We start from the raw sequence: 10,360 nt of genomic DNA on the forward strand, positions 1-10,360 counted from the left end.
CCGTGGCGCCCGCGCCCCCCTTAACTCCGTTTGGGGGCCCGGCGGTGCCCCCGCGGGCGGGCCGGGGTCGCAACTTATGCGGCCTGGGGGGGGGGGCGTTGGGGGGTTTACCACCGCCCCACCAAAAGGGGTGAACGGACGTAACTTTCCCGTGCGGGTCGCGTTCGGTCGCGCTAAGAGATCGTCCGACCGCGATACGTCACTCCGGGCGGGTCAGGTCAGAGCCGGCTCCCGTCGTTCCGCGCTCCGTCGCTCCGCACGCCGCCGGGCCGCGACCGCCGGGTCGAGCGCCGGCACGGCGGCCAGCAGCTGCCGGGTGTACGGGTCCCGCGGCGACTCGTACACCTCGTCGGCGGGCCCCTCCTCGACGATGCGGCCCTGCCGCATCACCGCCACCCGGTCGCTGACCTGGCGCACCACGGCCAGGTCGTGGGCGACGAAGACCAGGGCCAGACCGAGCTCGCGCTGCAACGCGCCGAGCAGGGCGACGACCTGCGCCTGGGTCGTCACGTCGAGCGCCGAGACCGGCTCGTCGCAGACGATGACGCTCGGGTCGGCCGCGAGCGCCCGGGCGATGCCGACGCGCTGGCGCTGGCCCCCGCTGAACTCGTGCGGGTAGCGGTCGTAGTGGGCCGCTTCGAGCCCCACGCGCTCCAGGAGCTCCGTCACGCGCCCCCTGACCCGTGTCTCGTCCTTCTCACCCCGCGCGCGGAGCGGGTCGGCGATGGACTCGCCCACGCTGCGGCGCGGGTTGAGAGAGGAGACGGGGTCCTGGAAGACCATCTGCACGGTCGGGTCCACCCCGGCCCGCACCCGGCCGCGGTGGCGCACCTCGCCCGCCGTCGGCTCCAGCAGTCCGACCAGCATGCGGCCCAGCGTCGTCTTGCCGCTGCCGCTCTCCCCGACGACGCCGAGGGTCTCGCCCCGGCGGACCGTCAGGGACACGCCGTCCACGGCTGCGAACGCGCGCTTCCCGCGCCCGAACTCACGGCGCAGACCCTCCGCCGCCAGGACGACCTCGGCGGCCTCGTCCGAGACCTCGCCCGCTGCCTCGTCCCGGGCCCCGTCCGCGACGGCTCCACCCGGACCGGTGCCCGGACCCGGACCGGCGCCCGGACCGGCACCCGAAACGGCGCCCGGCACGGTGACGGCCTCGGGCCGGCCTCCGGCGTCCGGCGACGCCCCGCCGGCCCGCCGTGCGGCCGCTGCGGATGCGTGCCCTCGACCGCCCGGAAGCCGCCCGTCCGCCTCCGCCGACCGCGCCCCGGCCCCGGCGCCCGTCCCCGCCCCGGCCTCGCGGCCCTCGCTGCCTCGGGCCCGGCGTTCGTGGGCTCCGGCGTCGCGGCGGACGTCCACCCGGGGGACGGCGGCGAGCAGTTCGCGCGTGTAGGCGTGCTCGGGGGCCGCCAGGACGGCCCCCGCCGGGCCCTGCTCGACGAGCCGCCCGTGCCGCATGACCAGCACCTCGTCGACGCTCTCGGCGGCCACGCCCACGTCGTGCGTGACCAGCAGCAGCCCCATGCCGGTCTCCTCGCGCAGGGTGTGCAGCAGGTCCAGGATCTGGGCCTGGACGGTCACGTCGAGCGCGGTCGTCGGCTCGTCGGCGATCAGCAGGTCGGGTTCGCAGACCAGCGCCATGGCGATCAGGGCGCGCTGGCGCATGCCGCCGCTGAACTCGTGCGGCCGCGACCGGGAGCGCCGTGCCGCGTCCGGGATGCCCACCCGTTCCAGCACCCGCACCGCCCGCGCGCGGGCCGCTCGACGCGACACACGCGTGTGCACGCGATGGACCTCGGCGATCTGGTCGCCGATCGCGTAGTACGGGTCGAGGGAGGACAGCGGATCCTGGAAGACCATCGCCGCCCGGCCACCGCGCAACCGGCGCAGCTCGTCCTCGGACGCTGCCTGCACGTCGGTCCCGGCGACCCGTACCGCGCCGCCGACGACGGCCCCGGTCCCCCGGTGCAGGCCCAGCAGGGCCGAGGCGACCGTGGACTTGCCGGAGCCGGACTCGCCGACCAGAGCGAGGGCGGCGCCCTCCGCCAGGCGGAAGGAGAGGCCGTCCACGGCACGCAGGGCGCCGAACTCGACCGTCAGGTCGGTGACGTCGACCAGGCTCATACGAGCACCACCCGTCGGTCGGCCAGCGCGTACAGGACGTCCGCGACGGCGTTGGCGAGGACCACGAAGAAGCCGATGACCAGGACCATGCCGACGACCACCGGCAGATCGACGACGTTGACCGCGTGCACCAGTTCCTGTCCGATCCCGGGGAGCCCGAAGAGGGTCTCGGTGAGCACCGCGCCGCCGACCGCGGAGCCGAAGTTGTTCGCGTTCAGCGCGATGACCGGCGCGAACGCCCCGCGCAGCGCGTGCCGCGCGATGATCGACCGTTCGCCGACGCCGTACGCGCGGAAGGTGCGCACATGGTCCTCGGCGAGGGTCTCCAGCATCGCCACCCTGGTCAGCCGGGCGAAGGACGCGGCCTCGATGAGGGCGAGCGAGAGCCAGGGCAGCAGCAGGTTCCAGGCCCACTGCTCGGGGTCGTCGGTGAGGTTCACGTACTGCGGGAAGGGCAGCAGCCGCAGTTCCCCGCAGACGACGATCATCAGGATCAGGCCGATGACGAAGACGGGCGTGGCCGTGCCGGCGAGGGTGACGGCGGTCAGCACGCGCTCGGTCGGCCGCCCGCGCCGCCAGGCCGAGAGGACGCCGGTGCCGACGCCGAGGATCAGCCACAGCACCATCGCGCCGAAGACGAGCGACAGGCTCACCGGCAGCTTGGTGAGGATCAGCCGGGTGACCTGCTGGTCGCTCTGGTACGACAGCCCCAGACAGGGCGCCGGGCAGTGCTCCACGGAGGTGCCGGTCGAGTAGTCCTGACCGGCGACCAGTCCCTCCAGGAAGTGCCAGTAGCGCACGTACAGGGGGTCGTCGAGGCGCAGTTGCTCGGCGACCTGGTGCACCTGTTCGGGCGAGCAGCGCGGGCCGCAGGTGATCTGGGCGACGTTTCCGGGGGTGACGAAGAAGACGACGTAGACGATCACCGAGATGGCGAACAGCGTGAGGACCACGCCGACGGCCCGGCGCAGGACGAAGCCGCCGAAACCGCTGAGACCGCTGAAGCCGCTCAGACCGCTCGGACCGCCGAGACCGCGCCGGCCCCTGAAGCCCTTGAGGCCGCTCATGGGGAGACCTCCTTCGCCACGGCCACGGCCGCCTTGTCCTCCCGCTTGCGCCCGGTGCCCACCCGCAGCCGGGATGCCGCGCGCGGGTCGAGGGCGGTGCGCACCCCATCGCCGAACACGGTCAGCGCGAGGACGGTCGCGAAGAGCGCGCCGGCCGGCAGCAGCAGGTACTGCGGGGCGGCCTGGTACCAGACGTCGGCGGCGGTGAGCATCTGCCCCCAGGACGGCGTGGGCGGCTTCACGCCGACACCGAGGAAGGACAGGGCGGCCTCGACGGTGATGTTCTGCGGCACCAGCAGGGCCGCGTACGTGATGACGGGGGCGGCGAGTCCGGGGAGCAGCTCGCGGCGCGCGACGCGCCATTCGCCCCAGCCGCTGAGACGGGCCGCGGCCACGTGGTCGAGCCCCTTGAGGGTGAGGGTCTGCGCGCGCACCACCTTGGCGATGTTGCCCCAGGAGAGCAGGCCGATGACCAGGGTGACCAGGACGGGCCGGGGGAAGTTCGCCGGGACGATCGCGAGCAGCGCCAACGACATGATCATCAGGGGCAGGGCGACGAAGATGTCGGTGATCCTGCTCAACAGTTGATCAACCCATCCCCTGCCGAGCGCGGCGGCGATGCCCATGGTGACGCCGACGGCGATCTGGAACACGGTCGCGGCCAGAGCGACGCCCAGCGAGACCCGGGCGCCGTAGACGAGGCGGGCGAACAGGTCGCGGCCGGTCTGCGGTTCGACGCCGAGCCAGTGATCGCCGCCGACCCCGCCGAACGAGCCGATGGGCACGCCTCCGCGCGCGGAGTCGATGAGTGAGGGGTGGTAGGTGGTCGGGTCCTGGCCCTCGACCGCGGTGAGCAGGGGCGCGGCGAGCGCGACCAGGACGAGCAGCGCGACGACGGACGCCGCGACGAGGGCGGCGCGCTGCGTGCGCAGCCGCCGCCAGAACTGACGGGCCCCCGAGGCCGCCGGGACGGACGCGGGGTCCGTCCCGGTGACCCGGGCGGCGAGGACGGCCTCGGCGGCCGTCTTGGTGACTGCCTCGCTCACGGTGCTACTTCACCGCGACCTGCGAGGGATCCAGGACGCCGTCCCAGTCGCTGATGACGATGTTGCGGACGTCCGCGCCGTACAGGCGCTTGTAGACCGGGTGGAACAGCGGCACGGTCAGCGCCTGCGCGCCGATCTTCTTGTCCAGTGCACCCCACCGCTTGGCGGCCGCGTCAAGATCCGTCAACTTGTTGATCGCGTCAATCTCGGCATTGACCGACTTGTCGTCGAGGAAGCCCGTGTTGAAGTTGGCGCCGTCCTTGACGATCTGCCGGCCATCGAAGATCGGGGCGAGGAAGGGACCGCCGGACGGCCAGTCCGCGCCCCAGTGGGCCAGGAAGAAGCCCGGCTCGGTCTTCGCGTCGTGGACCGTGTCGGAGTAGTCGTTCTCCTCGAGTCCCTGCAGCTTGACGGTGACGCCGGCCCTCTTGAGCGCGTCCTGGATCGCGGTCGCGATCTCCGGGCTGGTCTCGAAGTCCTGGCTGTTGGAGTGGGTGAGGGTGACGGTCAGCCCGTTCGGGTGGCCGGCCGCCTTCAGCAGTTCCTTGGCCTTGGCCGCGTCACCGGTCTTGCCGGCCGGGAAGAGGTCGTAGGGCTCGTAGCCGAACGACTTCTGGTCGGGCAGGAACGTGGTGGCGGCCTCGGCGAGCGACGAGCCGCCGGCCGCATTGACGACCGACGACCGGTCGAGGGCGTAGGAGATCGCCTGGCGCACCCGTATGTCGTCGAACGGTTTCACCTTCGGGTTGAACGCGATGTAGTTCGTGTAGCCGAAGTGACCGGTGCCGACGCGAGCGGCGAGCTTCTTGTCGCCGCTGACCTTGGCGAGTTCGGCCGGGCCGAGGTTGGTGTCGGTGGTGATGGCCGTGGCATCCGCCCCTTGGGACGCGGACAGCCGCTGGTTGATCACCGAGGAGTCGAGTCCGGACCGTACATCGATCTTGTCGGGGTACGCCTTGCGCTCGGCGTCCGTCTTCGCGGACCAGAAGGTGTTGCGCTCCAGGGTGAGCCGCTCGCCGTCGTTGTCGTTCTTGACGACCTTGTACGGCCCGGAGGAGACAGGGTGCTGCTCGTACTTGGTGCCGGTGTCCTTGGCCTTCGGCACGGGCGCGAACTGCGTCTGGGTGGCCAGGTAGGGGAACTCGCCCTCGGGCTTGTTCAGGTGGAACACGATCGTGCGGCTGTCGGGCGTCTCGATGGCGGCGAGGCCCTTGGGGTCCTTGTACGGCCCCTGGTAAGCGGACGCGCCGACCAGCCAGTCCCGCAGGTAGGGCGCGCCGCCGGAGAGCTCGGGCGCGAACGAGCGCTCGATGCCGTACTTGACGTCCGCGGAGGTGATCGCGCTCCCGTCCTCGTACTTCAGGCCCTCCTTGAGGGTGTACGTCCACACCGTGGCGTCCTTGTTGGGCCGCCCGGTGTCGGTGGCGAGGTCGGGCACGACCTGGGTGCCGTCCGCGCCGTTCTCGCGGTTGCGCGTGGTGAGCGTGCGGAAGACCAGGGTGGGCACCTTGCCGCCGCCGGAGGTGTACAGCCGGGCCGGGTCGAAGTCCTGCTGCGGGTTGCGGTTCAGGATCGTCAGCGTGCCGCCCTGGTGGGGCGCCGAGTCGCCGCCGGAGGTCTTGGCATCGTTGTCTTCCGGCCCGCAGGCTGCGGCGCCGGCTGCCACCAGCAGGCTGATGGATGCCGCGGCCACGCGGCGCGCTGTCAGGGGCGGTTGACGCATCGAAGACGACCTCTCACATAACGAGACGAAGAGACAAAGGGTGAGACGAACATGAGCAGACGTCTGCCCGGCGTCAGGTCGTCGAAAAAGCCGTGACCAGGTCACGGAGGAGAGAAGAAGTCGCGACGCGAACGCCAGAGGCGGGCGTCAGCTACAGAGGATGTCGGCCACGCAGAGTGCGGTCACACCGATGAGCGCCAGCTCGATGGCGGCGCGCGCGGAGGTGGGACGGGGCGACATGCGCAGAAATATGGTCGAACTTTCTGCGCATGTCAATGCGACCTCTGTGCTCTCCGTCAAGTCCCGGGGAAGGCCCAGGGGTTGGGCCGACAGTGGATCCCGTCGTGGTCGAGGAACTTCGTCTGCTGTTGCATGACCGGCGCGAGCTCGCCGTCCTTGTCGCAGGTGACATGGCCGAAGCCGAGGCGGTGACCGACCTCGTGGTTGATCAGCATCTGCCGGTAGGCGTACATCGCGTCGCCGAAGGTCTTCGAGCCCTGCGCCCACCGGTAGGCGTTGATCATCACGCGCTCGGTGGCAGCCGAGTCGCAGGAGACGTTGTCCTCGGTGGTGTCCAGACCCGACTTGGCGCACCACACCGCGGTGGTGCCCGGACTGGCGAGCGTGATGACGAAGTCGGGCTTGCCCGAATGGATCCGCTCGAAGGTGCGCGCACCGCCGTGGGCCCAGCTGCGGTCGTCGTTGAGCGTCTGCTGCACGGCCGCGGCGAAGAGCGCGCCGTCGAGTCCGAGGCCCTGCTCCACGTCCACGCGGTAGGTGTACTTGCGGCCCTTGCCGGGCGCCTTGTCGACGCCCGGGACCGCGTCGAACCTGCCCGACCCCTTGAGCTTGGCCCCCACGGGGTACCTGGCGGCCATCTTCTGCGCGTAAGTGAGCGCGGTCGCGCCGGTGGACGCCGACGGGGCGGGCCGGTCGTCCCCGCGCGCGGTGTCACCGGCGGCGGCCCGACCGGCCGTCGACTGCGAGCGGACGGGATCGTCCCGCCCGTCGGCGACCTGCCCGGCCACCACCACGGCCAGCACCGTGGTGACGGCGGCGGCCGCGACGCCGGTGAACGTCCGCCCCTTGCCGCCCCTGGCCGGGGCGGGCGCGCCGGTGGGGGCCGCCTCCTCGGCCGCGTCGGGGCCGGCCGGCCCGGTCGCGCGCGAGCCGCGGGAGACTGGGCGCACGTCGGCGACCGCCGCGCGCGCACTGCCCTCGTGCGTGCGCGTCGACGCGTACGGCGCCCCGGCGCGCGCGAAGGCGTCGTCGTCGTCATCCTTCTCGAAGGCGTCGAGATAGTCCTGGCGGGGGCCCTGGCGCCGGCTCGGTCGGGAGCTCTGACGGGGACCGCCCTCGGGGGTGGGTCGTTGACGCGGTATCACGGGCTGCCCGGTACCCGCCTGTCGCTCCCTCAACTCACCCCAGCCGCCACCGGCTTCACGCTGCTCGGGGTGACCGCCGCGCACCTGCGGGACTCCGCGGCCCGGTGTCGCGTCGGGGAAGCCGGGAGAGCCGGGCGCTCCGCGAGCGGGAGCCCCGTCGTGCCCCGGGTGCGGGCCGCGGCCGCGAGCGCCCCCCGGATCGTCCTGCGAAGGCCCCCGGCCAGGCCCCTGCGCAGGCCCTCCCGAAGGTCCCTGAGCAGATCCCCGGGCGGGTCCCTGTGGCGGGACCTCGGACGAGCCCTTGGCGGCGCCCTTGGGAGCCGGCCCGCGCCGGCTGTGGCGTCCCACGTCGGCCTCAGCCCCCCGACGTACGGGTCGTGGTCTCGGCGAGGAGCTCCCGGAACGCCGACGCGACGGTCTCGGGGTACTCCATCATCGCGACGTGCCCGGCGTCCGGCAGCGTGAGCAGCCGGGAGTCGCGGAAGGCGCGGGCCGACCGCTGCGCCATGCGGAAGCCGACGAGCTGGTCGCGGCCGCCGTAGACGAGGAGGGTCGGGGCGAGGACCCGCTCGGCCTGTCGCCACAGCCCGTGCTGACCGCCCAGGGTGTACGCGCTGAGCAGCCCGCGTGTGGAGCGCGTCAGGGCGTCCCAGAAGTAGGGAAGCCGCATCCGCCGTTCCAGCTCCTCCACCGCGTGCCGGAACGCCTCGGGGCTCACCTGGCCGGGGTCGCCGTAGCAGAGCGCCATGACGCCGCGGACGCGCTGCTCGGCCGTCCACTCCCGGGTGAGACGGCTGAAGAGCGCGGCGATGCCGGGCAGGCTCACCAGCCCCGTGGGCACCGCGGTGCGCTGCACGCGCAGCTCCGGCAGGGCGGGAGAGACGAGGGTCAGGGTGCGCACCAGGTCCGGCCGGACGGCGGCGACGCGCGTGGACACCGCGCCGCCCAGGGAGTTGCCGAAGAGGTGGACGGGCCCGCGTCCGGCGGCGTCGAGGTAACGGATCACGGCACGCGCGTGTGCCGTGATGGAGTAGTTGCCGTCGTCCGGCGGCGGGGAGTCCCCGAACCCCGGAAGATCGACGGCCTCGCTCGCCACGACCCCGTCGAGCAGGGCCATGAACGCGGACCAGTTCTGCGAGGAACCGCCCAGCCCGTGCACGAAGAGCGCGGGCGGGAGGCCCTCGCGCGCGGGCGGGCGGGAACGCACTGTCAGCGTGATGCCCGGCAGCCCCACCGACCGGAGCCGCTCGCCCTCCGCCACCCGTACCGCGATCGCCTTCGGCAGCACGCTGGTGGGCGGCACGGAGGGCAGCTCGGTCGAAGACATGCGGCAATGTTACGAGACGATCACACGCGCCCTGGTGTGTTCGCCGTCACACGCACGGGCCGCACACCCTGCCGAGTCGCTGCCGCGTCCGCGTCATACCGGCGCGGATCAGGGGCACCCTGCACAGCGATCGCATAGCGTCCGAATCGGGTGTCTCCTAGGCTCGTACCGAGGGCACCCGCTAGTGGCCCCTGCACTTCGCAGGGACTTTCGCAGGAAGGGAGCCCACCATGTCCGTTGACCCCACCGACCCGGGGACGTTCGAAGAGGACGACGACTTCGGGGAGATCGACGTCGAGGCGCCGGAGAACGACGCCGCGGAGCAGTACACGGACGTCAGGCCGGAGCGGGACGACCCCCTGGAGGACGTGGACCCCGCCCGGGCCGACGAGGCGGATCTCGTCGAACAGGCTCGCGTGGTCTCGCTCGACGAGGAAGACTACCGCTGACCGCGCTGAGCTGGAGCGGGACGCGAGTATGCCCGGAACGTGATGTTTCGAAACCATCTCTACCGCTTCTGCCGTCGTCCAGTCCGTGAAATTCTGCGCTCGCACCGCGCACAGCAGGGTTACCGAAAAGTACGATGGCGGCGCGGCGCTCACCGCATGAGGACGACTTAGGGAGGCGGCGTGACAGCCATCGAGCAGACAGAGGCAGCGCGCCCGCGGGGCACACGTCTGCCGCGCCGTGCCCGACGGAACCAGCTGCTGGGCGCCGCCCAGGAAGTCTTCGTCGCACAGGGCTACCACGCGGCCGCGATGGACGACATCGCCGAACGGGCCGGCGTCAGCAAGCCGGTGCTCTACCAGCACTTCCCCGGCAAGCTCGACCTCTACCTGGCCCTGCTGGACCAGCACTGCGAGTCGCTCATCCAGGCCGTGCGCGGCGCCCTCGCCTCGACGACCGACAACAAGCAGCGCGTCCGGGCCACCATGGACGCGTACTTCGCGTACGTGGAGGACGACGGCGGCGCGTTCCGCCTGGTGTTCGAGTCGGACCTGACGAACGAGCCGGCGGTGCGCGAGCGGGTCGACAAGGTCACCACCGAGTGCGCCGAGGCGATCTGCGAGGTCATCGCCGAGGACACCGGTCTCTCGCGTGCGGAGTCGATGCTGCTCGCCTCCGGCCTGGGGGGCCTCGCCCAGGTCGTGGCCCGTTCCTGGCTGCACAGCGACCGCAGCGTCCCGCGCGACCAGGCGGTCCAGTTGCTGGCCTCGCTGGCCTGGCGGGGCATCGCCGGTTTCCCGCTGCACGGAACCGATCAGCACTGACCGCGAAGGGCGGTCGGCCGTTTGTTCCCGCCCGCTGTTCGCTCCTGGCGTGCAGGGCCGCGCCGTGTACGTCCCCTCACCGGGCTAATGTGTGCAGCGTACGGCGCGGACGCCCGCGCACCTCGTGACCGTCGGAGGGACATAGCCGTGGAGGTCAAGATCGGCGTGCTGCACGCGCCTCGCGAGATCGTTCTGGAGAGCGGTCAGACTCCCGAGGAGGTCGAGCGCGTGGTGGCAGAGGCCCTGGCCGGGAAGTCACAGCTGCTCAGCCTCGTGGACCAGCACGGCCGCAAGGTCCTGGTTCCGGCCGACCGTCTGGCCTACGTCGAGCTGGGCGAGCCCGCCCCGCGCAAGGTGGGCTTCGGCGCTCTGTAGGCGAACGAACGCACAGGGGCCCGGCGACCGCGTGGTCGCCGGGCC

The 10,360-nt window shown here is 72.2% G+C and carries 10 protein-coding genes; 3 read left to right on the top strand and 7 right to left on the bottom strand.

From position 1 onward, the window contains the following. Positions 1-213 precede the first annotated feature (213 nt). From ACFVYK_RS16960 to ACFVYK_RS16990, 7 genes are all read right to left on the bottom strand, one after another. The gene (locus tag ACFVYK_RS16960) at positions 214-2,121 is read right to left on the bottom strand and encodes a dipeptide ABC transporter ATP-binding protein (protein WP_389774202.1); all 1,908 of its coding nucleotides are present in this window, start codon (positions 2,119-2,121) and stop codon (positions 214-216) included. Further along, the gene (locus ACFVYK_RS16965) at positions 2,118-3,188 is read right to left on the bottom strand and encodes an ABC transporter permease (RefSeq protein ID WP_389774204.1); all 1,071 of its coding nucleotides are present in this window, start codon (positions 3,186-3,188) and stop codon (positions 2,118-2,120) included. The genes ACFVYK_RS16960 and ACFVYK_RS16965 overlap by 4 nt, the downstream gene beginning before the upstream one ends. Continuing rightward, positions 3,185-4,234 carry an ABC transporter permease gene (locus ACFVYK_RS16970; protein WP_389774207.1) on the bottom strand — a complete coding sequence of 350 codons (1,050 nt, stop codon included), beginning with the start codon at positions 4,232-4,234 and terminating at the stop codon, positions 3,185-3,187. The genes ACFVYK_RS16965 and ACFVYK_RS16970 overlap by 4 nt, the downstream gene beginning before the upstream one ends. A 4-nt stretch (positions 4,235-4,238) precedes the next feature. Next, complete coding sequence (locus tag ACFVYK_RS16975; RefSeq protein ID WP_389774210.1) at positions 4,239-5,957, bottom strand: ABC transporter substrate-binding protein; 1,719 nt, start codon at positions 5,955-5,957, stop codon at positions 4,239-4,241. Positions 5,958-6,104: 147 nt separating this feature from the next. After that, positions 6,105-6,197 carry an Ms4533A family Cys-rich leader peptide gene (locus tag ACFVYK_RS16980; RefSeq protein WP_389774212.1) on the bottom strand — a complete coding sequence of 31 codons (93 nt, stop codon included), beginning with the start codon at positions 6,195-6,197 and terminating at the stop codon, positions 6,105-6,107. 56 nt (positions 6,198-6,253) lie between these two features. Continuing rightward, a complete protein-coding gene (locus ACFVYK_RS16985; protein WP_389774215.1) occupies positions 6,254-7,690 on the bottom strand; it encodes a DUF3152 domain-containing protein in 1,437 nt (478 codons plus the stop codon). Between the two features lie 7 nt (positions 7,691-7,697). Then, positions 7,698-8,669 carry an alpha/beta fold hydrolase gene (locus ACFVYK_RS16990; RefSeq protein ID WP_389774217.1) on the bottom strand — a complete coding sequence of 324 codons (972 nt, stop codon included), beginning with the start codon at positions 8,667-8,669 and terminating at the stop codon, positions 7,698-7,700. A gap of 230 nt (positions 8,670-8,899) precedes the next feature. Here ACFVYK_RS16990 and ACFVYK_RS16995 point away from each other — a divergent pair, with 230 nt between their 5' ends. From ACFVYK_RS16995 to ACFVYK_RS17005, 3 genes are all read left to right on the top strand, one after another. Beyond that, positions 8,900-9,118 (top strand): hypothetical protein, encoded by a 219-nt coding sequence (locus ACFVYK_RS16995; protein WP_389774220.1) that lies wholly within the window; start codon positions 8,900-8,902, stop codon positions 9,116-9,118. A gap of 180 nt (positions 9,119-9,298) precedes the next feature. Beyond that, positions 9,299-9,940, top strand: coding sequence for a TetR/AcrR family transcriptional regulator (locus tag ACFVYK_RS17000; protein ID WP_069771643.1), 642 nt, complete (start codon positions 9,299-9,301; stop codon positions 9,938-9,940). 147 nt (positions 9,941-10,087) lie between these two features. Continuing rightward, entirely contained in the window at positions 10,088-10,315 is a 228-nt protein-coding gene (locus tag ACFVYK_RS17005; RefSeq protein ID WP_020130831.1) for a DUF3107 domain-containing protein, read from the top strand. Positions 10,316-10,360: the final 45 nt, after the last annotated feature.

The organism is Streptomyces sp. NPDC058291 (assembly GCF_042880855.1).
Taxonomy (GTDB): Bacteria; Actinomycetota; Actinomycetes; order Streptomycetales; family Streptomycetaceae; genus Streptomyces.

Excerpts from the sequence above, each read along its gene's own strand:
- ACFVYK_RS16960 (WP_389774202.1), bottom strand. The coding sequence starts at position 2,121 with ATGAGCCTGGTCGACGTCACCGACCTGACGGTCGAGTTCGGCGCCCTG.
- ACFVYK_RS16965 (WP_389774204.1), bottom strand. The coding sequence starts at position 3,188 with ATGAGCGGCCTCAAGGGCTTCAGGGGCCGGCGCGGTCTCGGCGGTCCG.
- ACFVYK_RS16975 (WP_389774210.1), bottom strand. The coding sequence starts at position 5,957 with ATGCGTCAACCGCCCCTGACAGCGCGCCGCGTGGCCGCGGCATCCATC.
- ACFVYK_RS16980 (WP_389774212.1), bottom strand. The coding sequence starts at position 6,197 with ATGTCGCCCCGTCCCACCTCCGCGCGCGCCGCCATCGAGCTGGCGCTC.
- ACFVYK_RS16990 (WP_389774217.1), bottom strand. The coding sequence starts at position 8,669 with ATGTCTTCGACCGAGCTGCCCTCCGTGCCGCCCACCAGCGTGCTGCCG.
- ACFVYK_RS16995 (WP_389774220.1), top strand. The coding sequence starts at position 8,900 with ATGTCCGTTGACCCCACCGACCCGGGGACGTTCGAAGAGGACGACGAC.